Annotated in this window: 22 protein-coding genes; 18 read left to right on the forward strand and 4 right to left on the reverse strand. The window is 38.4% G+C overall.

From position 1 onward, the window contains the following. Positions 1-258: 258 nt before the first annotated feature. A complete protein-coding gene (gene plcA / locus GL301_RS01025; protein ID WP_003726703.1) occupies positions 259-1,212 on the reverse strand; it encodes a phosphatidylinositol-specific phospholipase C in 954 nt (317 codons plus the stop codon). 242 nt (positions 1,213-1,454) lie between these two features. Here plcA and hly point away from each other — a divergent pair, with 242 nt between their 5' ends. The 6 genes from hly (at position 1,455) to GL301_RS01055 (ending at position 8,815) form a co-directional block, all read left to right on the forward strand. Then, on the forward strand, positions 1,455-3,044 hold the full coding sequence (gene hly / locus GL301_RS01030) for a cholesterol-dependent cytolysin listeriolysin O (protein ID WP_003728174.1): 1,590 nt from the start codon (positions 1,455-1,457) through the stop codon (positions 3,042-3,044). A 330-nt stretch (positions 3,045-3,374) separates the two neighbouring features. Further along, complete coding sequence (gene mpl / locus GL301_RS01035; protein ID WP_010958689.1) at positions 3,375-4,907, forward strand: zinc metalloproteinase Mpl; 1,533 nt, start codon at positions 3,375-3,377, stop codon at positions 4,905-4,907. Positions 4,908-5,106: 199 nt separating this feature from the next. Continuing rightward, positions 5,107-6,921 (forward strand): actin assembly-inducing protein ActA, encoded by a 1,815-nt coding sequence (actA, locus tag GL301_RS01040; protein ID WP_117383235.1) that lies wholly within the window; start codon positions 5,107-5,109, stop codon positions 6,919-6,921. Between the two features lie 35 nt (positions 6,922-6,956). Then, on the forward strand, positions 6,957-7,826 hold the full coding sequence (gene plcB, locus GL301_RS01045) for a phosphatidylcholine phospholipase C (protein WP_014929158.1): 870 nt from the start codon (positions 6,957-6,959) through the stop codon (positions 7,824-7,826). 71 nt (positions 7,827-7,897) lie between these two features. Next, positions 7,898-8,221 carry a DUF5502 family protein gene (locus GL301_RS01050; RefSeq protein WP_003725733.1) on the forward strand — a complete coding sequence of 108 codons (324 nt, stop codon included), beginning with the start codon at positions 7,898-7,900 and terminating at the stop codon, positions 8,219-8,221. 132 nt (positions 8,222-8,353) lie between these two features. Next, positions 8,354-8,815 carry a YehR family lipoprotein gene (locus GL301_RS01055; protein WP_003725734.1) on the forward strand — a complete coding sequence of 154 codons (462 nt, stop codon included), beginning with the start codon at positions 8,354-8,356 and terminating at the stop codon, positions 8,813-8,815. Positions 8,816-8,867: 52 nt separating this feature from the next. Here the strand turns inward: GL301_RS01055 and GL301_RS01060 are convergent, their stop codons facing one another. The 3 genes from GL301_RS01060 to GL301_RS01070 all read right to left on the reverse strand — a co-directional run bounded on the left by GL301_RS01060 (position 8,868) and on the right by GL301_RS01070 (position 10,960). After that, a complete protein-coding gene (locus GL301_RS01060) occupies positions 8,868-9,200 on the reverse strand; it encodes a putative heavy metal-binding protein (protein ID WP_003725735.1) in 333 nt (110 codons plus the stop codon). A gap of 66 nt (positions 9,201-9,266) precedes the next feature. Then, a complete protein-coding gene (locus GL301_RS01065) occupies positions 9,267-9,986 on the reverse strand; it encodes a DNA alkylation repair protein (protein ID WP_003740377.1) in 720 nt (239 codons plus the stop codon). Positions 9,987-10,018: 32 nt separating this feature from the next. Continuing rightward, positions 10,019-10,960: an L-lactate dehydrogenase gene (locus GL301_RS01070; protein ID WP_003722739.1), complete on the reverse strand. Its 942-nt coding sequence runs from the start codon at positions 10,958-10,960 to the stop codon at positions 10,019-10,021. A gap of 293 nt (positions 10,961-11,253) precedes the next feature. Here GL301_RS01070 and GL301_RS01075 point away from each other — a divergent pair, with 293 nt between their 5' ends. From GL301_RS01075 to hslO, 12 genes are all read left to right on the forward strand, one after another. Then, positions 11,254-11,877, forward strand: a complete 624-nt coding sequence (locus GL301_RS01075; protein WP_003722740.1) for a 50S ribosomal protein L25/general stress protein Ctc — start codon at positions 11,254-11,256, stop codon at positions 11,875-11,877. Between the two features lie 89 nt (positions 11,878-11,966). Beyond that, complete coding sequence (locus GL301_RS01080; protein WP_003725737.1) at positions 11,967-12,551, forward strand: GNAT family N-acetyltransferase; 585 nt, start codon at positions 11,967-11,969, stop codon at positions 12,549-12,551. Between the two features lie 106 nt (positions 12,552-12,657). After that, complete coding sequence (pth, locus tag GL301_RS01085) at positions 12,658-13,218, forward strand: aminoacyl-tRNA hydrolase (RefSeq protein ID WP_003725738.1); 561 nt, start codon at positions 12,658-12,660, stop codon at positions 13,216-13,218. Positions 13,219-13,331: 113 nt separating this feature from the next. After that, positions 13,332-16,871, forward strand: a complete 3,540-nt coding sequence (gene mfd, locus GL301_RS01090; RefSeq protein ID WP_003728167.1) for a transcription-repair coupling factor — start codon at positions 13,332-13,334, stop codon at positions 16,869-16,871. A gap of 30 nt (positions 16,872-16,901) precedes the next feature. Continuing rightward, positions 16,902-18,491 (forward strand): putative polysaccharide biosynthesis protein, encoded by a 1,590-nt coding sequence (locus GL301_RS01095; RefSeq protein ID WP_003740379.1) that lies wholly within the window; start codon positions 16,902-16,904, stop codon positions 18,489-18,491. A gap of 35 nt (positions 18,492-18,526) precedes the next feature. Further along, a complete protein-coding gene (locus GL301_RS01100) occupies positions 18,527-18,793 on the forward strand; it encodes an RNA-binding S4 domain-containing protein (protein ID WP_003740380.1) in 267 nt (88 codons plus the stop codon). A 228-nt stretch (positions 18,794-19,021) separates the two neighbouring features. Further along, a complete protein-coding gene (locus GL301_RS01105) occupies positions 19,022-19,408 on the forward strand; it encodes an FtsB family cell division protein (RefSeq protein ID WP_003722746.1) in 387 nt (128 codons plus the stop codon). Positions 19,409-19,558: 150 nt separating this feature from the next. Continuing rightward, complete coding sequence (locus GL301_RS01110) at positions 19,559-19,987, forward strand: S1 domain-containing RNA-binding protein (RefSeq protein ID WP_003718298.1); 429 nt, start codon at positions 19,559-19,561, stop codon at positions 19,985-19,987. Positions 19,988-20,093: 106 nt separating this feature from the next. Continuing rightward, a complete protein-coding gene (locus GL301_RS01115) occupies positions 20,094-22,040 on the forward strand; it encodes a bifunctional tRNA lysidine(34) synthetase TilS/hypoxanthine phosphoribosyltransferase HprT (protein ID WP_010958692.1) in 1,947 nt (648 codons plus the stop codon). Positions 22,041-22,386: 346 nt separating this feature from the next. Then, the gene (gene ftsH / locus GL301_RS01120) at positions 22,387-24,462 is read left to right on the forward strand and encodes an ATP-dependent zinc metalloprotease FtsH (RefSeq protein ID WP_003725744.1); all 2,076 of its coding nucleotides are present in this window, start codon (positions 22,387-22,389) and stop codon (positions 24,460-24,462) included. A 115-nt stretch (positions 24,463-24,577) separates the two neighbouring features. Beyond that, positions 24,578-25,357, forward strand: a complete 780-nt coding sequence (locus GL301_RS01125; protein ID WP_003725746.1) for a type III pantothenate kinase — start codon at positions 24,578-24,580, stop codon at positions 25,355-25,357. 15 nt (positions 25,358-25,372) lie between these two features. Then, positions 25,373-26,257: an Hsp33 family molecular chaperone HslO gene (gene hslO, locus GL301_RS01130; protein ID WP_003725747.1), complete on the forward strand. Its 885-nt coding sequence runs from the start codon at positions 25,373-25,375 to the stop codon at positions 26,255-26,257. The last annotated feature ends 64 nt before the right edge of the window (positions 26,258-26,321 follow it).

A 26,321-nucleotide genomic window follows, 5' to 3' on the forward strand; every position in this document is an offset into this window, starting at 1 on the left:
TCGTTTTTTATCGCCCTTTTTTAAAATACCCTAAAAACATTAGGCAGTAACAACAATTGTTAGCTGTTGAAAGAAAGTCACGCTAAATAATATTTTTTACATATAGGATTTTATTATACAAATTTTGATTTCGCAAAAGAAATGCATACATATTTAAAAACGGATTTATTTAGATGTTAAAATTGAAATAGGGTTAGTATATGGTTCCGATGGTTGCTCGGAGATATACTAACCCTTTTTTTGTAGGAATAATATATGTTAGTTGAATTTATTGTTTTTTATGATGTTTTTGATAGTTTGTTTTTCGGGGAAGTCCATGATTAGAATGCCTAATCCTCGAACTTTTTCCGATGTTAAGTTGAGTACGAACTGCTCTACTTTGTTGTTTAATGCTGCAGCATACTGACGAGGTGTGAATGTTAATGAAGTGGCACTAATATGGTTAAGAAACAGTTTGTTGTCCGCTTTAGAAGCTTGATAAGCAGTCTGGACAATCTCTTTGAATTTTGTTTTCACACTCGGACCATTGTAGTCATCTTGAATTACTTGGTTGGATGCGCCGAACTGCATGCCGAATTTGTGTGAATTAATGACTAATGGCTTTTTTGTGTGGTTCTCTGAAAGTAATAATATTTTTCCGCGGACATCTTTTAATGTAGGGATTTTATTGCTCGTGTCAGTTCTGGGAGTAGTGTAAAAATAATCTTTGTAAATGTTGATTAGTGGTTGGATCCGATAATCAAAACTATCGTTGCTGTTTTGCTCGTCTTTTAAACGCATAATAATGGTTTCTTTTGGATTTTTCTTTAAAAATTGAGTAATCGTTTCTAATACGCCTGAAAGTGATGCATTTAAAAAAATTGGCCCATGGTAAATTTTGAGATTGTCTTTTGCTCTAATATCGATGTACCGTATTCCTGCTTCTAGTTGTTGGTACAATGACATCGTTTGTGTTTGAGCCAGTGGTTTGGTTAATGTCCACGTCATGTCTCCGTTATAGCTCATCGTATCATGTGTACCTGGTATAGAGAGTGCTGCTAGGCTCGTTGTGTCAGGTAGAGCGGACATCCATTGCTTTGTAGTTACAGAGTTCTTTATTGGCTTATTCCAGTTATTAAGCGAATATGCTTTTCCACCTAATGGGAAAGTAAAAAAGCATAAAATAAAACAGAGTACTAAAACTAATGTGCGTTGCAAATAATTCTTATACAAAATGGCCCCCTCCTTTGATTAGTATATTCCTATCTTAAAGTTACTTTTATGTCGAGGCATTAACATTTGTTAACGACGATAAAGGGACAGCGGGACTAGAATAAAGCTATAAAGCAAGCATATAATATTGCGTTTCATCTTTAGAAGCGAATTTCGCCAATATTATAATTATCAAAAGAGAGGAGGGGCTAAACAGTATTTGGCATTATTAGGTTAAAAAATGTAGAAGGAGAGTGAAACCCATGAAAAAAATAATGCTAGTTTTTATTACACTTATATTAGTTAGTCTACCAATTGCGCAACAAACTGAAGCAAAGGATGCATCTGCATTCAATAAAGAAAATTTAATTTCATCCATGGCACCACCAGCATCTCCGCCTGCAAGTCCTAAGACGCCAATCGAAAAGAAACACGCGGATGAAATCGATAAGTATATACAAGGATTGGATTACAATAAAAACAATGTATTAGTATACCACGGAGATGCAGTGACAAATGTGCCGCCAAGAAAAGGTTATAAAGATGGAAATGAATATATCGTTGTGGAGAAAAAGAAGAAATCCATCAATCAAAATAATGCAGATATCCAAGTTGTGAATGCAATTTCGAGCCTAACATATCCAGGTGCTCTCGTGAAAGCGAATTCGGAATTAGTAGAAAATCAACCCGATGTTCTTCCTGTCAAACGTGATTCATTAACACTTAGCATTGATTTGCCAGGAATGACTAATCAAGACAATAAAATTGTTGTAAAAAATGCTACTAAATCGAACGTTAACAACGCAGTAAATACATTAGTGGAAAGATGGAATGAAAAATATGCTCAAGCTTATCCAAATGTAAGTGCAAAAATTGATTATGATGACGAAATGGCTTACAGTGAATCACAATTAATTGCAAAATTTGGTACGGCATTTAAAGCTGTAAATAATAGCTTGAATGTAAACTTCGGCGCAATCAGTGAAGGGAAAATGCAAGAAGAAGTCATTAGTTTTAAACAAATTTACTATAACGTGAATGTTAATGAACCTACAAGACCTTCCAGATTTTTCGGCAAAGCTGTTACTAAAGAGCAGTTGCAAGCGCTTGGAGTGAATGCAGAAAATCCTCCTGCATATATCTCAAGTGTGGCATATGGCCGTCAAGTTTATTTGAAATTATCAACTAATTCCCATAGTACCAAAGTAAAAGCTGCTTTTGACGCTGCCGTAAGTGGGAAATCTGTCTCAGGTGATGTAGAACTGACAAATATCATCAAAAATTCTTCCTTCAAAGCCGTAATTTACGGTGGCTCCGCAAAAGATGAAGTTCAAATCATCGACGGTAACCTCGGAGACTTACGAGATATTTTGAAAAAAGGTGCTACTTTTAACCGGGAAACACCAGGAGTTCCCATTGCCTATACAACAAACTTCTTAAAAGACAATGAATTAGCTGTTATTAAAAACAACTCAGAATATATTGAAACAACTTCAAAAGCTTATACAGATGGAAAAATCAACATCGATCACTCTGGAGGATACGTTGCTCAATTCAACATCTCTTGGGATGAAATAAATTATGATCCTGAAGGTAACGAAATTGTTCAACATAAAAACTGGAGCGAAAACAATAAAAGTAAGCTAGCTCATTTCACATCGTCCATCTATTTGCCAGGTAACGCAAGAAATATTAATGTTTACGCTAAAGAATGCACTGGTTTAGCTTGGGAATGGTGGAGAACGGTAATTGATGACCGGAACCTACCGCTTGTGAAAAATAGAAATATCTCCATCTGGGGCACTACACTTTATCCGAAATATAGTAATAGTGTAGATAATCCAATCGAATAATTTTAAAAGTAATAAAAAATTAAGAATAAAACCGCTTAACACACACGAAAAATAAGCTTGTTTTGCACTTTTCATAAATTATTTTATGAAGAATGTAGAAACAGGCTTATTTTTTTAATTTTTCTAGAAGAATTAACAAATGTAAAAGAATGTCTGATTGTTTTTCCATATAATATAAGCATATCCCATAGTTTAAGCCACCTATAGTTTCTACTGCAAAACGTATAATTTAGTTCCCACATATGCTAAAAAACGTGTCCTTAACTCTCTCTGTCAGATTAGTTGTAGGTGGCTTAAACTTACTTTTACGAATTGAAAAGGAGCGGTGAAATGAAGAGTAAACTTATTTGTATCATCATGGTAATAGCTTTTCAGGCTCATTTCAATATGGCGGTAAAAGCGGATTCTGTCGGGGAAGAAAGGCTCCGAAATAATATACAAGCCAAAAGGAACCCTGCTGATTTAAAAACTTTGCCAGATTCCTGCGAAGCAAAAGATTTTTATAAAAATTTTAAAATTCTTGATATGACAAAAGATAAGCTAGGCGTTACGCATTATACGCTCGCGCTAAGTTCTGATGGTTACTTGACTGATAATGATGAAATAAAGGTCCACGTCACACCGGATAATAAAATCACTTTTATAAATGGAGATTTGCAACAAGGGCAGCTTAGGATTACTAATCAAATAAAAATCACAGAAAAAAATGCTATTGAAAAAGCATTTGAAGCCATTGGTCAGAGTGAAGCTCATGTGAAAAGTTATATTGGAAATCCAGTGAAAGAAAAAGAAATCATCATCAATTCCAGAACAAAACGCTTAGTATATAATATAAAATTGATTTTTGCTGAGCCGGAAGTTGCGAGTTGGATTATTCAAGTGGATGCAGAAACCGGCGCAATTTTAAAAAAACAAAATATGCTTTCCGAGGTAGAGCGGGCTGATACCCACAAAGATTTTCAAGCGCTTGGTAAAGGAGCTAACCGATTACTCCAGAGGCCATTACATGTCATGAAAATAAATGACCTGTTTTACTTAGTGGATAGAACTCATAAAGGACTCATAAGAACTTTTGATTTAAACCATAAAACGGACGCATCTTTTGGAAAAGTGGTGTCGAATAAAACGAATATGTTTACGGATCCGGAATTTAGTTCCGCGGTGGATGCTCATTTTTACGCAAGTGAAGTGTACGATTACTATAAAAATGTCCATCAACTAGAGAGTCTAGATGGTAAAGGTGGAGAAATTGATTCGTTTGTTCATTATGGCTTGAATTGCAATAATGCTTTTTGGGATGGCCGAGAAATTCTTTATGGAGATGGGGACAAAAAGAATTTCAAACCATTTTCATGCGCCAAAACGATTGTTGGTCATGAACTAACGCATGCGGTTATCCAGTATTCGGCAGGATTAGAATACGAAGGGCAATCAGGTGCGCTAAACGAATCGTTCGCCGATGTCTTTGGTTATTTTATTGCGCCAAATCATTGGTTGATTGGTGAGGATGTCTGTGTGCGTGGGTTACGAGATGGGCGAATAAGAAGCATCAAAGATCCTGACAAATATAATCAAGCGGCTCATATGAAGGATTATGAATCGCTTCCAATCACAGAGGAAGGCGACTGGGGCGGAGTTCATTTTAATAGTGGTATACCGAATAAAGCAGCCTACAATACGATCACTAAACTTGGAAAAGAAAAAACAGAACAGCTTTACTTCCGCGCCTTAAAGTACTATTTAACAAAAAAAGCCCAGTTTACCGATGCGAAAAAAGCACTCCAACAAGCGGCGAAAGATTTATATGGTGAAGATGCTTCTAAAAAAGTTGCGGAAGCTTGGGAAGCGGTCGGAGTTAACTGATTAACAAATGTTAGAGAAAACTTAATTCTTCAAGTGATATTCTTAAAATAATTCATGAATATTTTTTTCTTAAATTAGCTAATTAAGAAGATAACCAACTGCTAATCCAATTTTTAACGGAATAAATTAGTGAAAATGAAGGCCAGATTTTCCTTGTTCTAAAAAGGTTGTATTAGCGTATCACGAGGAGGGAGTATAAGTGGGATTAAATAGATTTATGCGTGCGATGATGGTAGTTTTCATTACCGCCAACTGCATTACGATTAACCCCGACATAATATTTGCAGCGACAGATAGCGAAGATTCCAGTCTGAACACAGATGAATGGGAAGAAGAAAAAACAGAAGAGCAGCCAAGCGAGGTAAATACGGGACCAAGATACGAAACTGCACGTGAAGTAAGTTCACGTGATATTGAGGAACTAGAAAAATCGAATAAAGTGAAAAATACGAACAAAGCAGACCTAATAGCAATGTTGAAAGCAAAAGCAGAAAAAGGTCCAAATATTAATAATAACAACAGTGAACAAAGCGATAATGTGGCTATAAATGAAGAAGCTTCAGGATCCGACCGACCAGCTATACAAGTGGAGCGTCGTCATCCAGGGTTGCCATCGGATAGCGCCGCGGAAATTAAAAAAAGAAGGAAAGCTATAGCATCATCGGATAGTGAGCTTGAAAGCCTTACTTATCCGGATAAACCAACAAAAGCAACTAAGAAAAAAGTGGCGAAAGCGTCAGTTACGGATACTTCTGAAAGTGACTTAGATTCTAGCATGCAGTCAGCAGATGAGTCTACACCACAACCTTTAAAAGCAAATCAACAACCATTTTTCCCTAAAGTATTTAAAAAAATAAAAGATGCGGGTAAATGGGTACGTGATAAAATCGACGAAAATCCCGAAGTGAAGAAAGCAATTGTTGATAAAAGTGCAGGGTTAATTGACCAATTATTAACTAAGAAGAAAAATGAAGAGGTAAATGCTTCGGACTTTCCACCACCACCTACGGATGAAGAGTTAAGACTTGCTTTGCCAGAGACACCGATGCTTCTTGGTTTTAATGCTCCTGCTACATCGGAACCGAGCTCATTCGAATTTCCACCACCTCCAACAGAAGATGAACTAGAAATTATGCGGGAAACAGCACCTTCGCTAGATTCTAGTTTTACAAGCGGGGATTTAGCTAGTTTGAGAAGTGCTATTAATGGCCATAGCCAAAATTTCTCTGATTTTCCACTAATGCCAACAGAAGAAGAGTTGAACGGGAGAGGTGGTATACCAACATCTGAAGAATTTAGTTCGCTGAATAGTGGCGATTTTACAGATGACGAAAACAGCGAGACAACAGAAGAAGAAATTGATCGCCTAGCTGATTTAAGAGATAGAGGAACAGGAAAACACTCAAGAAATGCGGGTTTTTTACCATTAAATCCGTTTACTAGCAGCCCGGTTCCTTCGTTAAGTCCAAAGGTATCGAAAATAAGCGCGCCGGCTCTGATAACTGACATAACTAAAAAAGCACCATTTAAAAATCCGCCACAGCCATTAAATGTGTTTAACAAAAAAACTACAACGAAAACAGCACCAAAAAAAATAACCCCTGTGAATACCGCGCCAAAGCTAGCAGCACTTCCTATCACGAAAGCGCAAGAAACTGCGCTTGGGGAAAATAAAGCACCATTTATAGAAAAACAAGCAGAGACAAACAATCGGCCAATTGATATGCCGAGCCTACCAGTAATCCAAAAAGAAGTTACAGAAAGAAATAAAGAGGAAATGAAACCGCAAACCGAGGAAAAAGTGGTAGGAGAAAGCGAACCAGCTAATAATGTGAACGGAAAAAAACGTTCTGCTGGCATTGAAGAAGGAAAATTAATTGCTAAAAGTGCAGAAGACGAAAAAGCAAAAGAAGAACCAGTGAACCATACGACGTTAATTCTTGCCATGTTAGCTATTGGCGTGTTCTCTTTAGGAGCGGTTATCAAAATCATTCAATTAAGAAAAAATAGTTGAAGACGCAGAATGAAAGAAAAAGTGAGGTGAGTGATGTGAAGTTCAAAAAAGTGGTTCTAGGTATGTGCTTGACCGCAAGTGTTCTAGTCTTTCCTGTAACGATAAAAGCAAGTGCCTGTTGTGATGAATATCTAAAGCCCCCCGCAGCTCCGCATGATATTGACAGCAAATTACCGCATAAACTTAGTTGGTCCGCGGATAATCCGACAAATACTGAGGTAAATACGCACTATTGGCTTTTTAAACAAGCGGAAAAAATACTAGCTAAAGATGTAGATCATATGCGAGCTAATTTAATGAATGAACTTAAAAATTTCGACAAACAAATTGCTCAAGGAATATATGACGCGGATCATAAAAATCCATATTATGATACTAGTACGTTTTTATCTCATTTTTATAATCCTGATAAAGATAATACTTATTTGCCAGGTTTTGCTAATGCGAAAATAACAGGAGCCAAGTATTTTAATCAATCGGTGGCTGATTACCGAGAAGGGAAATTTGACACAGCATTTTATAAATTGGGCCTAGCAATCCATTATTATACGGATATTAGTCAACCTATGCACGCCAATAATTTTACCGCAATATCCTATCCACCAGGCTACCACTGTGCATATGAAAATTACGTAGATACCATTAAACACAATTATCAAGCAACAGAAGACATGGTAGTGAAAAGATTTTGCTCAAATGACGTGAAAGAATGGCTCTATGAAAATGCGAAAAGGGCGAAAGCGGACTATCCGAAAATAGTCAATGCGAAAACTAAAAAATCATACTTAGTAGGAAATTCCGAATGGAAAAAGGATACAGTGGAACCTACTGGAGCTAGACTAAGAGATTCACAGCAAACTTTGGCAGGCTTTTTAGAATTTTGGTCTAAAAAAACAAATGAATAACAATATTTAGGAATATATTCTTATCCACTCGTTAGCGGGTGGATATATTTTATGGGGAGGAAGTAAGCCGAATGTATATAAAAGGGAGGTTAATCTTTTTCTTTGTAATGTTTGTAATCGCGTTATGTTCCGTATTAATATTGCTGATAATAAAAATGAGCGTATGGAAAGAGGAACCATTTAATTTAAGTGATGCAAAGGAGATTGAGTGTCTTGGAAGTTGCAAAATAAAAAATACTAATCAAAAAATCCATTTCTTCTCCATAAAAAAGAATTTGTTTGAGGAAAAGGGCAATATGGCTGGAATTTTGAATGAACACGAGCGAAAAGGAGCTGATAAGTCCATTTTCATTGTAATTTTAGATGATGAAAAAGGGATTGCAAACGAAGAGTAAAGTTATGATTAGTTGTGACTTTTTCGTGTCAATCAAAAAAGTGTTGTGAGCAAATGTTCACAAAATATCTATTGTAATAGTGCAGTTTGTTAGGTACCCTTGAATAGAAAAAACAATGTAGGAGGAACATCTATGAAAATGCTTAAAAAGGGTACAACGGTTTTATTTGTAATGATTATGGCGGTTATGTTAGTCGCGTGTGGGGACAAAGAAGAAACGAAAACTTACTCACTTTCCCAAAATGGTGTTGATTCTAAATTAACATACACATATAAGGGAGACAAAGTTACTAAACAAACAGCTGAGAACACAATGTCATATGCTTCGCTAGGTGTTGCTTCAAAAGAAGACGCTGAAAAAATGCTTAAAGCAACAAGCGATAAATTCCAAGGTATTGATGGTTTAAAAGAAAAGATTGAATATAAAGATGATAAAGCTATTGAAACACTAGAAGTAGATTACACTAAAATCTCTTCGGAAGATATGAACAAAATCCCTGGTATGTCTTCAAACGGTGATACTTCTAAAGGGATTAGCATGGAGGAATCTGCAAAAATGCTAGAATCCCAAGGCTATAAAGAAGTTTCAAAATAAATTTGCAATAAAACAAGAAGTATCCGATTCATTTGGATACTTCTTGTTTTATTCAATAATCTTGCGCTTCGATGACAACAGCTGTACCAGATGCAGTGACCATAAGCATTCCGTTATCAGCTCCAAGCACTTCATAATCAATGTCAACACCGATAACGGCATTTGCGCCAATATCTTTCGCACGTTGTTCCATTTCGCGAATTGCTTCCTCGCGAGCATTAATAAGTTCATCTTCATAGCCTTGCGAACGGCCCCCGAAGAAATTTCGAAGTCCAGCTCCAATATCTTTCATGAAGTTAACGCCGGTGATGACTTCGCCGAAAACGATTTTTTTATATTCGATAATTTGTTTACCTTCAATATTTGGTGAGGTTGTTACAATCATGAGTTATCCCTCCAGTTTTTCTTTTATCATACCTCTTACTACTTTTTCTAGTCAAAGGATATCCGGTTATTTCGTACGATTTCGCGCTTTTTCTATATAAGAAATAGCATCCGGAACTTTACACGCTGTATTTCCAAGGTTTACATGAACTTTCCCGACTGATTTCGCAGCTTCCATTGCTTTTTCGTGCAAATCGTCTTTGTAAATTCCACAAGTGATAATAAAACCGTTCATTGAATAGCGGGTTCTATTGGTTTCTGTTTGCAGCGTTTCTTTCGCGCGTTGAAGTAATGCCTCTGCTTCAGGCAAATTGTTAATATGTTCGCTATAAATCTGCCAGCCCATGGATTTAGTTAAATCATAATCACTTTCAATCCACGTTTTGGCGAAAAGGAGTGCATCATCACGTTTGCTTACAATCGATGCTAGTCCAAAAGTTAGTTGTGACCATGTTTCGCGAAAAATGATATTCCATTTTTCGATTTGTTCCGTGGTTATTTTGTCGGGATTAATCGCTAGCAAACCGAGATAAATCAAGTCACTATTATTTGATTCAATCAGCTCTACGGCGAGTTCGTGATTTTTTGTCAGTTTTTCTCGGCGAATAATTTTCTTTAAATCACCAATTTTTAGTCCGTAAAGATCTAATGAATCCGGACAGCCGTGATTACGAAAAATTTTAATCGTATTGGGGTTTTCTAAGGCTTGTAGCTCGGTATTAAGTTGGTCAAAAGTAATCGTACGCGTCACTCCTCTCGAATAAATTAAGTATAACAAAAAAAGCATGCGAAGGCGCATGCTTTTAGGATTTGAGAATATTAGTCGATTTGTTTCATTGCGTCGTCTAGAACTTTTTTAAGTGTATCTGCAGAGTTTTTCATTTGTTCTTTTTCTTTGTCGTTTAAATTCATTTCAACAATATGGCGAACGCCTTGACGGTTAACGACTGCGGGAGCGCCGATATAAATGTCGTTCATACCATAATGACCATCTAGATAAACAGAAAGTGGTAAGATCGCATTTTCGTTATTTAGAATTGCCTTTGTAATACGAGCTAGAGCTGCAGCAACACCGTAGAATGTAGCGCCTTTTTTATTAATAATTTCATAAGCTGCATCACGAACACTTACGAAAATAGTATCCATTGCACCTTGTTCATCTTCGCTAATCCATTCAGTGATTGGAAGACCGCCGACAGTTGTGTGGCTCCATGCTGGGAATTCTGTATCGCCGTGTTCGCCAAGGATGTAACCATGGACGTTACGAGCATCTACTTTTAGATAGTCGGCAATTGACATACGGAAACGTGCTGTATCAAGGCTTGTTCCAGAACCGATAACACGTTCTTTTGGAAGACCTGAGAATTTCCATGTAGCGTAAGTTAAGATATCTACTGGGTTAGAAGCGATTAAGAAGATACCGTCAAATCCGCTAGCCATTACTTCATCCACGATGCCTTTCATGATTTTAATATTACGATTTACTAAATCTAAACGAGTTTCACCAGGTTTTTGTGCAGTCCCGGCAGTTACAACAACTAAGTCCGCATCGTGGCAGTCGCTATAATTTGCTGAGTAGATTTTCTTCGGTGTAGAAAATGGAACGGCATGACTTAAATCCATTGCATCCCCAATAGTTCTGTCTTTATCTATGTCAATGATACCAAATTCTTGTCCAATGCTTAAGTTTACACAAGCAAATGCGTAACTAGAACCAACTGCTCCGTCGCCAACTAAAATAATTTTTTGATGATCTTTCATTTCGAATTCCTCCTATAAAAAATCTATTTACTAGTACAGTATAACATGAATTTTTCATTTGTGAAGCGTTGAACGTCCTGAATTTAAAAAAGTTGTTATAATAAATTTGTGAAAACGCTATAGTACAGTTTGGAAGCGTCCACATTAGCGAATAGCCGCTATTTTCTGTTTACCTTTTATTGAGAATTATAAACCTTACAAATCAAAATTAGGCTATTTCTTTGTTTTGCTATTTTTCTAAAGGGTAGATATAATGTAGATGTACCAAAATTGAATGAGTGGAGTGATTTTTTATGGCAACAACATTAGAGGTCCAGAAAAGAGAAACAACGCAACATTCAGAAGTAACGAGATTGCGTAGTGAAGGAAAAGTACCTGGAATTATTTATGGCTACAAATCGGAAAATGTTCCAGTTTCCGTTGATTCTTTGGAATTAATCAAAGCAGTTCGTGACAATGGTCGTAACGCCGTATTTTCAGTTACTGTGGACGGCAAGAAATTAAACGTTTTATTACATGAATATCAAGTAGATCCGTTAAAAGACGTATTAGTACACGTTGATTTACTAGCGGTTGATATGAATGAAGAAGTTGAGACAGATGTTCGTGTGGTATTAGTTGGGGATGCACCGGGAGTTAAAGCTGGCGGCGTACTACAACAAATTATCCATGATGTAAAAGTTTCAGCAACACCAGAAAAATTACCAGAAACAATTGAATTAGACATTTCTTCATTAGAAATCGGTGATGTTTTAACAACGAACGACCTTCCGGAAAACAAAGACTATGTCGTGCAAGCGGAGGAAGAAGAAACAGTAGTAACTGTATCTGCTCCACGTGCGGAAGAAGAACCAACGACTACGGAAGCACCTGAACCAGAAGCTGTACATGGTAAAGATGAAGAACCTGTTGAATAATTTTGAATAAATAAGGATGGAAGATTCGCTTTTGTTTGCGATATCTTCCATTTTTTTTGTTATAATGGTTTCGAGAAGGAGGCGTTTATATGCTTGATAAGTCAGTACCGCACATTTCTGCTATTATGGTCAATCACGATGCTACAAATTATCCGGAGTTTCATTTACCTGAGGGATATTCTTTTTGCTTTTATAAAGATGGTTTGGAAGAAGACTGGTGTAGATTGCAATTAGAAACGGGTCAAGTGCTTTCAATGGACAGTATTCGCGCTCGTTTTGAAACGGAATTCGGAAATGAAAAAGAAAAATTAGCCAAGCGCTGCGTCTTTGTAGAGGCGCCAAATGGTGAAATTATTGGAACGGCTATGCTTTGGGATGGAAATACATTCGGCGAGATGGCGAGTCGGATTCACTGGGTTGCAGTGCTTGATTCGCACGGTGGAAAAGGTATCGCGAAAGCCTTGTTATCCAAAATTCTCGGCTTGAATAAAAGTAGTTTTGTCTATTTAACTACGCAAACCGGAAGTTATCAAGCTATCTATTTATATCAGAAATTCGGTTTTGAAAAATACGTCGGAAAAACGCCGGAAAATTGGAAAACAGTCAATTTTCAAGAGGAAAAGGAAGCGGCCTGGCAAATTATCGAAAATAAAATTGCCGAACACCAAGCCTAGTTGGAAAACTTTCAACCAAGTGAAATCCATGTTATAATCAAAAAAACATCGAAACAAAAACCAGTTCATTCGTGAAGTGGTTTCGTTCATGTAAGGAGAAGCTTTTATGAAACTAATCGCAGGACTCGGAAACCCGGGCAAAAAATACGAACGTACCCGGCATAATGTCGGTTTTATGGTAGTTGACGAACTAAGTTTTCGTCATCAAACCCCTTGGAAGAAATCAAAATTTAATGGTATGACTAGCGAAATTATCGTCGGCGGTGAAAAAATGATTTTAGTGAAACCACTCACTTTTATGAACGCTTCAGGTGAATGCATTCGTCCGCTAATGGATTACTACAACATACCAATTGAAGATGTCGTGATTGTGTATGATGATCTCGATTTACCAGTTGGGAAGATTAGATTACGCCAAAAAGGTAGTGCTGGCGGACATAATGGAATGAAATCAATTATTCAACACGTTAAAACACAAGAGTTTAATCGCATTCGTGTTGGCGTTAGTCGTCCTTTAAAAGGAGAAGTTATTCATTATGTCTTGGGAGATTTTCCTAAAGCAGAACAACCTGATATTATCGCAGCGATTCAAAAAAGCGCTGACGCCATCGAAGACTTTGCACAGACACCATTTATAGAAGTTATGAATAAATACAATCAAAAATAGACGATGACGAGGCGTGGCAATCTTTTGCCACGTATTTCGGTCTTTCTTCGGACGCGTGATTTACTCTTGCGTTGCATAGAATGAATTTTCTGACAAAAAGGAGCTGTTTTCCCTTGAAAGGATTACAACAATTAATATATGAACAAAAAGATATTCGAGCGGTCTTAAATGCGCTGGATGAAAAAGAAAAAGCACAACTTGTCACAGGGCTCACAGGTTCTTCACGTGCGTTATTTGCAAGCGTGGTAGAAGGTGCGTCAAAGCGTCCGGTTGTATTTGTTACGCACAATTTATACCATGCGCAAAAATTATATGATGATTTACTTTCTTTAATGGATGTCGATCGACTATTTTTATATCCAGCAGATGAACTGATTTCTTCTGAGTTGAGTATCTCTAGCCCGGAACTTCGCGGTCAACGCGTGGAAGCGCTCGACTTCTTACTATCCGGAAAACCGGGGATAGTCATTGTGCCAGTTGCTGGTCTCAGAAAAATGCTTCCACCAGTATCGCTTTGGAAACATTTCAACATATCCATTGTAGAGGGCGAAGAAATTGATCCAGATGTACTACGCCAAAAACTAGTGACAATGGGCTACACAATGAGCGGAATGGTAAATACGCCGGGAGAATTCAGTGTTCGCGGCGGGATTATTGATATTTATCCAATTACAGAAGAATTTCCAATTAGAATAGAACTTTTTGACACCGAAGTAGATTCTCTTCGTTTCTTTGATGTGGAAACGCAGCGCTCGACAACCCGCGTGGAAGAATTCCGCCTACTGCCTGCAACTGAAATCATTTTAGATCAAAGCTATTATCCGGATATCGTCAAACGCTTAGAAAAGAAAATGACACATACTTTAAATGAATTGAAAGAAAACGAGGATAAACAAGCGCTCGTTGAAAATTTAGAAGAAGATCTTGAAATGCTTCGTTCTGGCGTGAAACCAGACATGTTCTTTAAATATATCGGTCTGGCTTATCCTGACCCAGCCTCGCTTTTTGATTATTTTCCAAAAAACACGGCAATTTTGCTTGATGAATTTGGGCGGATTTTAGAAACGGAAGAAAGCTTGGAGCGGGAAGAAGCGGAGTGGCAAACAGAAACATTAAGTCGAATGGAAACGGTTCGCGACGTGCAAGTAAGTCATTCTTTCAAAAAGCTATTAGAAGCAAATCACTCGCCGAAAATATACTTATCCCTTTTCCAAAAACAAATGGCGAGCATGCGCGTCTCGAAAACAACTAACATCGTCTATAAACAAATGCAGCAATTTCATGGCCAAATGAATGTGTTGAAAACCGAGCTAGAAAGTTGGCATAAGAATAATTATGCCGTTGTTATTTTAGCCCCAAACCTTGAGCGCGCCGAAAAAATGCAACAAACTTTAACTGACTACGATATGGAAAGTACGATTTTGAAAAAAGAATCGGATGTGCCGAAATATGGAATGGTTCAGTTTGTCATCGGAACGTTCCAGAATGGTTTTGAACTTCCATTAGCTAAAGTAGCGATTATAAGTGAAACCGAACTGTTCAATAAAAAAATCAAAAAAGTGAAGAAGCGCCAAAAGCTCTCGAATGCAGAACGAATCCAAAGTTACTCTGAATTAAAAGTAGGTGACTACGTGGTTCATGTGAACCATGGTATCGCTCGTTATGTTGGCATGGAAACGCTAGATATCAACGGTGTGCATAAAGATTACTTGCTACTTGTTTACCAAGGAGAGGATAAACTATTTATCCCCGTCGATCAACTTGATTTAGTTCAAAAATATGTTGGTGCAGAAGGTAAATCACCAAGATTAAACAAACTTGGTGGCGCTGAATGGAAGCGAGTGAAGAAGAAAGTACAAGCTTCCGTCCAAGATATCGCAGACGATTTAATCAAACTATACGCCGAACGTGAAGCTGAAAAAGGCTATGCGTTTAGTGCGGATGATGAAATGCAGCGCGAATTTGAAGAGGCTTTCCCGTATCAAGAAACCGAAGACCAACTGCGCTCGATTTCAGAAATCAAAAAAGATATGGAACGACCGCGCCCGATGGACCGTCTGTTGGTTGGAGATGTTGGTTACGGAAAGACCGAAGTGGCCTTACGAGCTGCTTTCAAAGCAATTATGGATGGCAAGCAAGTCGCCTTCTTAGTTCCGACCACCATTTTAGCGCAACAACATTTTGAAACAATGAAAGAACGGTTCCAAGGTTTCCCAATAGAAATCGGACTTTTAAGCCGTTTCCGAACAAAGAAACAACAAACAGAAACATTAAAGGGTATGAAAAACGGCACAGTCGACGTTGTTGTTGGTACCCATCGTTTATTATCAAAAGATGTGGAGTATCAAGATTTAGGCTTATTAATTGTCGATGAAGAACAACGATTCGGCGTAACTCATAAAGAAAAAATCAAACAAATGCGTTCCAAAATAGACGTACTAACACTTACTGCAACACCAATTCCAAGAACTTTACACATGTCCATGCTCGGCGTTCGTGACCTCTCTGTTATCGAAACTCCGCCAGCGAACCGTTTTCCAGTGCAAACATATGTGGCGGAGCAGAATAACGTTTTAGTTCGGGAAGCAATTGAACGTGAACTAGCGCGCGACGGACAAGTTTATTATCTATATAATCGAGTGGAATCCATTACGCAAAAAGCAGATGAAATTTCTGCGATGGTTCCTGATGCTAGGGTTGCCACTGCGCACGGACAGATGGGTGAATCGGAATTAGAGTCTGTTATTTTAAGTTTCCTTGAAGGGGAATTCGATGTACTTGTAACGACGACCATCATTGAAACCGGCGTAGACATTCCAAACGTTAATACACTCTTTGTTCAAGATGCTGATCGGATGGGTCTTTCACAACTTTATCAGTTGCGCGGACGAGTAGGGCGTTGGAACAGAATCGCCTACGCTTACTTCATGTATCAAAAAGATAAAATATTGCGTGAGGAAGCGGAGAAACGCTTATCGGCTATTAAAGAATTCACTGAATTAGGTTCAGGTTTCAAAATAGCGATGCGTGACTTATCTATTCGTGGTGCCGGTAATATCCTCGGAGCGCAACAACATGGCTTTATCGATTCAGTCGGGTTTGATCTCTACTCGCAAATGCTTAAGGAAGCAATTGAGGCGAAAAAGCCAAAAGAAGAACAAAAACAAATTGTCCCTGTTGAAATTGATATCCAAGCAGACGCCTATATTCCGGAATATTACATTACAGACGGCCGCCAGAAAATCGAGATGTACAAACGCTTCCGCAATATTGAAACGTTAAGCGAACTCGAAGATTTACAAAGCGATATGATTGACCGTTTTGGTGAATATCCAGAAGAAGTAGAATATCTATTCACAATGACAGAACTCAAAGTCCATGCACTCGAAGTTGGCATTGAGTCCGTCAAACAAGAACAAAATAAAATTACCATGCTATTTTCAGAAAGCGGAACAGCAGGCATTCGCGGAGATATCGTCATGCAAATCATTGGCGAATTTGGCCGAATGGTCGGTGTGGGTATGGAAGGTACACAACTAAAAATCACGATAAACGTCCAAAATAAACCTTTAAAAGAATGGTTATACCAAGTCAAAAGTTTGGCTGAAAAACTTCGCGGAGCCATGAAAGAAAGAGCATCTGCAGAAAATTGATAAGTTATTAAGAAGGAAGGAGGTGGCGGAGTGCCAGAACGTTCCATGAAGCGACTAATGAAAGGAGCGGCTTGGCTAACCGCGGCCTCTCTTATTTCTAAAATACTTAGCGCAGTTTACCGAGTACCCTTTCAAAATATGGTGGGGGATGTAGGGTTTTATATTTTCCAACAAGTATATCCGATATACGGAATTGCAATGACCCTCGCACTCGGTGGATTCCCAGTTGTTATTTCTAAAATGTTAGCGGAGGCAGAAGGAGATGTAAGACGACAACAAATAATTATGCGCGCAGTCTCACGGATGCTCCGAATTGTAAGTATTGTGATTTTCGCCTTTTTATTCCTATTTGCCAACCCGATTGCTATCATGATGGGAGACCCGGCATTATCTGAATTAATTCGGGTCATCAGTTTCGTGTTTTTACTTATGCCACAGCTTGCGTTTATGCGTGGCTTTTTCCAAGGAGAAGGTGACATGATTCCGACCGCAATCTCGCAAACAGTTGAGCAAATTATTCGAGTAGCTATTATTTTGATAGGTGCCGGCCTTGCACTTCATTTTAATTTTGATTTATATGATGCAGGTTCAATGGCGATGAGTGGTGCCTTTTTCGGTGGGGTTTCCGGGATTTTCATTTTGCGTCATTTTTATAATAAAAAGGTAAGGCTCGGGGAAGGGATTCAACCAGCAGTATTTACAAATAAAGAAGAAAAAGTAGGTATTGGCCGCACGTTCTTGCGACAAAGTGTTGCAATTTGTGTAGTTAGCTCCATGCTGATTTTATTCCAATTAGTTGATTCTTTCCAAGTATATCGTTTAATGAGTGACTCAGGGATTCCGGATTTCATCGCTAAGTCGCTAAAAGGGGTATACGACCGCGGACAGCCAATCTTGCAATTAGGTTTAGTCATCTCAACTGGACTTGCGCTCGCGCTTGTCCCAATGATTACTGCCGCAAGAGTTCAAGATCAACAAAAAGAACTAAAACGCTCCGTCTTATTAGCGATTAAGATTACATTAATTTTGGCAGGTGCAGAAACAATTGGACTCATAGTTATTATGCGTCCGCTAAACCAAATGCTTTTCCAAACACCAGACGGCACATTCGTTTTACAATTATTTATGCCAGCTGTTTTCCTAAGCTCACTAATCATCATGTTAAGCAGTATTTTACAAGGTTTCGGGAAAATTACTGTACCTGCAGTTGGCGTTGGAATTGGACTTATTGTAAAATGGGTAACAGGAGGCATTCTTATTCCGAGACTGGCAACAGTTGGTGCATCCGTTTCAACATGTGTTGGCTTACTTGTGATTCTACTCATTTGTTACGTATCACTAAAACAAACAATCCGCGTGCCTTTCGTTGAAAAAACAATGTTGTTCCGGCTAATTGCCGCTTTAGCGTTAATGGCTGTATTCCCGTGCCTATTTGAATGGTTAGCTCCACTCAATACAAGACTCGGTAGTGCGTTCCAAGCAATTGTTAGTGCGTTAGTTGGCGGCGGGATTTTCCTTGTTTTTTCACTAAGATATAAATTACTCGGTCCAAAAGATTTTGTTTTCCTTCCGTTTGGCTCCAAATTACTAGCGCTTAGTAAGCTGGTTGCACGGAAATAATTAATATAAAGTAGGTGAATAAAATGGCTACAACCATGCGATTAGATAAATATTTAAAAGTATCTCGACTAATTAAAAGACGTACAGTAGCAAAAGAAGTCGCAGAAAAAGGTCGCATTGCGGTAAACGGAGTGACGGCGAAACCAGGAACCAATGTGAAATCTGGAGATGAACTAGTTATTCGCTTTGGTCCTAAAATCGTTACAGCAAAAATCGAACGCCTAGAAGAAAATGCGAAAAAAGAACAAGCAACTGAAATGTATACGATTATTAAAGAAGAGCGCACAGACGAAAGTAGATAAAGAAAAATCGTTTGAAATGGCACTGTTTAGCCGATTTCAAACGATTTTTTATTGGTCATAAAAATCGGTAAACAATTTTTTGTCAAAAAGTCAAGAAAAATATCATAAAATTAGCGGATTCCAATAGACAAATGCCGGATTTATTGATATCATTTTAAGCAAGAAACGTTTTTTTCTCTACCGAAAATCATAGACAATTAGCAAATAAGAACATGGGAGGGACGATGTATGAAAAAAGCCAAATCAAAAGTGGCGAGAATAGAAAATCGCTACATAAAAGATACTGCAACAATGAAAAAAACTCGTAGTCGTCGCCGCATTGCCCTGTTCCGTAGACTTGCTTTTATGGCTATTATCTTTGCTGTGGTGGGTGGGTTATTAACCATCACATACACTAAACAAGTGTTGACACTCAAAGAGAAAAAAGAAAAGCAAGTGCAAGTGGATAAGAAAATGGTTGCAATGAAGGACGAACAAGACTCGCTAAATGAGCAAATCAAGAAACTTCACAATGATGATTACATAGCTAAATTAGCAAGAAGTGAATATTACTTGTCCAAAGACGGAGAAATTATTTTTAATATTCCTGAAGAGAATTCGAAACAAAAAGAGTAAGTCAGAGCCGAGCCGTCATTCTCCATGGTAAATCAAAGGGAAAATATAGTTGAGTATTTTTGGGGTTTGTAAGTTTGACTGTTTGACACTCTTTTTATTATAGCTATAATTAAGCAATAGAGTGATATTTTAAGGAGGACGCATTTTTTTATGTCGATCGAAGTAGGCAACAAGTTACAAGGGAAAGTTACTGGGATTACTAATTTTGGAGCATTTGTGGAGCTGGAAGGTGGCAAAACAGGTTTAGTCCATATTAGTGAGGTAGCAGATAACTATGTTAAAGACATTAATGACATCTTAACTGTAGGGGATGAAGTTACTGTTAAAGTAATGAATATTGGTGATGATGGTAAGATTGGTCTGTCCATTCGTAAAGCAGTAGATCGTCCGGACCGCCCAGAGAAAAGTTACGATCGTAAGCCGAAATACAGCAAAAAACCTGCTGGGAACTATGTGAAACCAGCCGAGAGCTTTGAAGATATAATGTCTAAATTCTTGAAAGATAGTGATGAAAGACTCACTACTATCAAACGCCAAACAGAATCTAAACGTGGCGGCCGAGGAGCAAAACGCGGCTAATACGCTAAAATTAATTGTAAAGTAGATGCACCGTATTGGATCATTAATACGGTGCACTTTTTAATAAAAAATGTGAGAGCCGAATTTCGAAGGAAGGTTTTCTTGAATGGATGACACCGATAAACGAGTACATAAGTATATCGAGAAACATGATTTAATCCGATCCGATGATAAATTGCTTGTGGCAGTTTCTGGCGGTCCGGATTCTTTGGCGTTACTGCATTTTTTATGGAATTCAAATTTAGTCCCAAAAGAAGCAATTTCCGTCGCGCATTTAAATCACCACTTAAGGGAAAATGCGGCGAATGAACAAAACGTCGTCGAAACTTTTTGCGAGAGCCAGGGCATTCCTTTTTACATAGAAGAAGTAGACGTAAAAAGTCGAGCTGAGAGTTTGCAAAAAGGTATCGAGGAAACAGCGCGCATTGTCAGGTATGATTTCTTTGAGAAAGTAATGGCTGAGAAAAAGATCAACAAACTAGCGCTCGCACACCATGCAGATGACCAAATCGAGACAATCTTAATGCGACTAGTTCGCGGAAGTGCTAGTATCGGCTGGTCAGGCATCCAACCAAAACGCGAGTTAAAAGGAGGACAAGCAATCCGTCCTTTTTTACCAATTACAAAAGCAGAAATTATTGATTACGCCCAGAAACACGAATTGGCATACGAAATCGATGAATCAAATACTAGTCAAGAATACACAAGAAATCGTTACAGAGCGCAACTTTTACCGTTTTTAAAGCAAGAAAATCCAGCTGTCTATTCGCACTTCGAAAGATTTTCAGAAGAAACAAGCGAAGACTTCCAATTTTTGGAGGCACTTGCGAGTGATTTATTGAAGAAAAACCTCATCAAAAACGGCAAACGGACAACACTTTTACTTACTAACTTTAAAAATGAAGCGAATCCTTTACAACGCCGCGCAATTCATTTACTATTGAGATATCTGTACAATGAAGATGCCAGTTTTATAACGGTAAATCACATATATCAGATTATCCAAATGATTCAAAGCGACAATCCATCTAGTTCGATTGACTTACCAAATAAACTCGTTGCAAACAGAGCATACGATAAACTTCATTTTCAATTTGGAGAAAGAGAAGCTCCTTCCGAGTTTTATCATCAACTAGAACTGAATGACCGCATTGAATTAGATAATAAAGCAAGTATCCGTTTAAAGTTAAAAAGTTCCGTTGTTCAAACAAATGGGCTAAATGGAATGCTACTGGATGCTGAAGAGATAACACTTCCTTTGATTGTTCGAAACCGTGTGAACGGCGACAGGATGACGATGAAAGGGCAAGCAGGAAGTAAGAAACTTAAAGATATTTTCATCGATGCCAAAATACCAAGGCAAGAACGCGACAAGCTCCCTGTGATAACAGACTATACTGGGAAAATCCTTTGGGTTCCCGGTGTGAAGAAGTCTGCATATGACCGAGAATTTAGTCGTAGCAAAAAGCAATACATTATTAGGTACACTCGAAATATAGGAGGAAACGAGAGCATGCATAATGATATTCAGAAAGTGCTGATATCGGAGGACGAATTACAAGAGAAAATTCGTGAACTAGGTCGTGAGTTAACAACAGAATATGAAGGACGAAACCCATTAGTAGTTGGGGTGTTAAAAGGAGCAACTCCTTTTATGACTGATTTACTTAAAAGAGTAGACACATACTTAGAAATGGACTTCATGGACGTATCCAGTTATGGAAATGGTACTGTATCATCGGGTGAAGTGAAAATCATTAAAGACCTTAATGCGTCAGTAGAAGGTCGCGATGTACTTGTAATTGAAGATATCATTGATAGCGGACGTACACTTAGTTATCTAGTAGACCTAATCAAATACCGTAAAGCAAAATCAGTTAAGTTGGTTACTTTACTTGATAAACCAGCTGGACGAAATGTAGAAATTGAAGCGGATTATGTAGGCTTTGTCGTACCAAATGAATTCGTCGTTGGATATGGTTTGGATTATGCAGAACGTTACCGCAATTTACCATATATTGGTATTTTAAAACCAGAAATATACAGCGAGTGAAATTAATTAACAAACAGAACAATATTTTGTTAAAATGTAATAGATAGCTTTTCAGAAAACGAAAACAAAAAATTGATGTCAAACATGCAAAATAGTGGGCAATCGAGATTCGGTATGCTATCATTAGTCTTAGTTTTCGAAGGTGAAAATAGTATCAATAAATATTAAAAAATCTATATTAATAATAGAATAACTTCGTAAGAGAAAAGCGAAACGGATGTGTTTTTTAATAATCAGGGGAAGAAAAAATTGTTTCTAAATCTGCTATTAGCCAAAAACAACTTTTAAAGGGGTAAAAGTCCAGAAAAAGTAAGAATCCAAGCTCTTGCGTGGGAGGAGGTAAGGAATGAACAGGTTTTTTAGAAATGCGATATTTTATGTCATAATATTCCTTGTTATTATCGGGATTGTTGCTTCATTTAACTCAAACAAAGAGGCAGCCAAAGATATTAGCTATTCAGAATTTGTGAGTAAGTTAGAAGATGGTAAAGTTAAATCCGTAGAAATACAGCCAGACCGTAGTGTTTATACAATCAATGGGGAATTTAAATCTAGCGATAAAAGTTCCGACGATAAAAAAACGGGTCTTGGACAAAGCAAAACAAGCAGCACTGCTTTCACAACATACGCTTTAAACAGCGATACTTCACTAGGCGATTTGCAAAAAACGCTTGATAAAGAAGACGTGAAAACAACAATAGTACCTGCCAAACAAAACAGCGGTTGGGTTACATTCCTAACTTCTATTGTACCTTTTGTAATTATCTTCATCCTCTTCTTCTTCCTAATGAGCCAGTCTCAAGGTGGCGGCGGTGGTAAAGTAATGAGCTTTGGTAAAAGTAAAGCCAAACTTTACAACGACGACAAGAAGAAAGTTCGCTTCACAGATGTAGCTGGAGCAGACGAGGAAAAACAAGAACTTGTTGAAGTAGTAGAATTCCTAAAAGATCCGCGTAAATTTGCGGACCTCGGCGCTCGTATTCCAAAAGGTGTCCTTTTAGTAGGTCCTCCGGGTACTGGTAAAACCTTGCTAGCTCGTGCGGTTGCCGGTGAAGCAGGCGTGCCATTCTTCTCTATCTCAGGTTCAGACTTTGTAGAAATGTTTGTCGGTGTCGGTGCAAGCCGTGTCCGTGATTTATTCGAAAATGCGAAGAAAAATGCACCATGTATCATTTTCATTGATGAAATTGATGCAGTAGGTCGTCAACGTGGAGCAGGAATGGGCGGCGGTCACGATGAACGTGAACAAACCCTAAACCAATTACTAGTTGAAATGGATGGTTTCGGTGGCAATGAAGGTATCATCATTATTGCAGCAACTAACCGTGCAGACGTACTTGACCCAGCACTTCTTCGTCCAGGCCGTTTTGACCGCCAAATCATGGTTGATCGTCCAGACGTAAAAGGCCGTGAAGCAGTACTTCGCGTTCATGCTCGTAACAAACCACTTGCTAAAAGTGTTGATTTAAAAGCAATCGCTCAACGTACACCGGGATTCTCTGGTGCCGATTTAGAAAACTTACTGAATGAAGCAGCACTCGTTGCCGCACGTTCCGATAAGAAAGAAATAGATATGAGTGACCTCGATGAAGCTAGTGACCGCGTAATTGCCGGACCAGCTAAGAAAAATCGAGTTATCTCTGAAAAAGAACGCCGCACAGTCGCATATCATGAAGGTGGTCACGTTATCGTCGGAATGGTACTTGATGAAGCGGAAGTTGTGCATAAAGTTACCATTGTTCCTCGTGGACAAGCTGGTGGTTATGCCGTAATGTTACCAAAAGAAGATCGCTTCCTAATGACGAAAGCTGAGTTAATGGACCGTATCACTGGTTTACTCGGTGGACGCGTAGCCGAAGAAGTTACTTTTGGTGAAGTAACAACTGGTGCAAGTAATGACTTTGAACGTGCAACCGAACTTGCTCGCCGCATGGTAACTGAATGGGGTATGAGTGACAAGATTGGACCACTTCAATTCACTTCTGGTAACGGTCAAGTATTTATGGGCCGCGATTTCGGTAGCGACAAAGGATATTCCGATAAAATCGCCTACGAAATTGATACAGAAGTTCAGAGCTTAATCCGCTACTGTTATGACCGCGCTAAAACAATCATTACAGAACACCAAGAACAACACAAACTTATCGCGGAAACATTACTAAAAGTAGAAACTTTAGATGCTCGCCAAATTCGTTCCCTATTTGATGACGGTGTAATGCCTCCAGATATCGATACGATTGACGTAGAAGCAGAATATCCTTCCGAAAAAGACGAAGAAGTAGCAGGTAAATCTTTTGAAGAAGAAAAAGAAGAGTTAAAAGAAGAAGAAAAAATCGAAGAACCAAAAGAAGAACCAAAAGAAGTAACTTCGGAAGATGCTCCAAACATTGAGCAAACACCAAACGATAAAAAAGACGAATAAAATCAAAGAGGCTGGGCTTTCCCAGTCTCTTTTTTGAAGCTATATTATTCGGATTTTCCTATAAAACATGTTATGATACGTTAGAAAAATCTTCTAAAGGACGGTATTTAAACTTATGATACTTGTAATAGACGTTGGAAATACTAACTGTACTGTCGGAGTTTATGAAAAACAAAAACTTCTGAAACATTGGCGCATGACAACAGATCGTCACCGCACATCCGATGAATTAGGAATGACAGTCTTGAACTTTTTTTCTTATGCGAATTTAACTCCTTCTGATATTCAAGGAATTATTATTTCGTCCGTCGTTCCACCGATTATGCACGCAATGGAAACAATGTGCGTACGCTATTTTAATATCCGACCATTAATCGTTGGTCCAGGAATAAAAACCGGCTTAAACCTCAAAGTCGATAATCCTCGCGAAATCGGATCTGACCGAATCGTAAACGCCGTAGCAGCATCAGAAGAATACGGGACACCGGTTATCGTAGTCGATTTTGGCACTGCGACCACATTTTGCTATATCGATGAATCAGGCGTATACCAAGGTGGCGCCATCGCTCCAGGGATTATGATTTCGACCGAAGCTCTATACAACCGCGCTGCTAAACTACCACGCGTAGATATTGCTGAATCAAACCAAATCATTGGCAAATCCACCGTGGCATCCATGCAAGCGGGCATCTTTTATGGTTTCGTCGGCCAATGCGAAGGGATTATCGCAGAAATCAAAAAACAATCCAACGCAAGCCCAGTAGTAGTTGCAACAGGCGGGCTCGCTCGGATGATAACAGAAAAATCTTCTGCAGTAGATATTTTAGATCCATTTTTAACATTAAAAGGTCTAGAACTTCTATATAGAAGAAACAAACCAACTACAGAAAAATAAAAGGAGTTTTATATAATGAGTGATTATTTAGTTAAAGCGTTAGCCTACGATGGCATGGCGCGTGTATATGCAGCAGTAACAACCGAAACAATCAAAGAAGCACAAAGAAGACATGATACATGGTCCGTCTCATCCGCCGCACTTGGTAGAACGATGACAGGAACACTTTTCCTTGGAGCAATGCAAAAAGAAGACCAAAAAATAACTGTAAAAATAGAAGGCGACGGCCCAATCGGTCCAATCGTAGCTGATAGTAACGCGCAAGGTCAAATCAGAGGATACGTAACAAATCCACACGTTCACTTCAGCGAACTAAATGAAGCTGGAAAACTTGACGTCCGCCGCGGCGTTGGAACATCCGGAATGCTTTCAGTTGTAAAAGATTTAGGCTTTGGAGAAAATTTCACCGGACAAACGCCAATTGTTTCAGGTGAAATTGGTGAAGATTTTACGTATTACCTAGCAACATCTGAACAAATCAATTCCTCCGTTGGTGTAGGAGTACTTGTTAACCCAGATGATACAATCGAAGCAGCTGGCGGTTTCATGTTGCAATTACTCCCTGGTGCGACAGATGAAATCATTGATGAAATCGAAAAAAATCTGACGGCTCTACCAACAGTTTCTAGAATGATTGAAGCGGGCGAAACTCCTGAATCGATTTTAGCTAAACTTGCAGGCGGCGAAGATAAACTACAAATCTTAGAAAAAATCCCCGTTTCCTTTGAATGTAACTGCTCCAAAGAACGCTTTGGCAGTGCAATAATTTCACTTGGAAAAGAAGAAATTCGTTCCATGATAGAAGAGGATCACGGCGCAGAAGCAGAATGTCATTTTTGTCGTAACACTTACGATTTTTCAGAAGAAGAATTAGAAAAACTATACGAAGAAGCTAAATAAAGAAAAAGGAGCACCTAATTGGTTGCTCCTTTTTAAAAGAGGTTAAACTTGACAAAACAGGTCG

It is taken from the genome of Listeria sp. LM90SB2 (assembly GCF_028867355.1).
Taxonomy (GTDB): domain Bacteria; phylum Bacillota; class Bacilli; order Lactobacillales; family Listeriaceae; genus Listeria; species Listeria monocytogenes_B.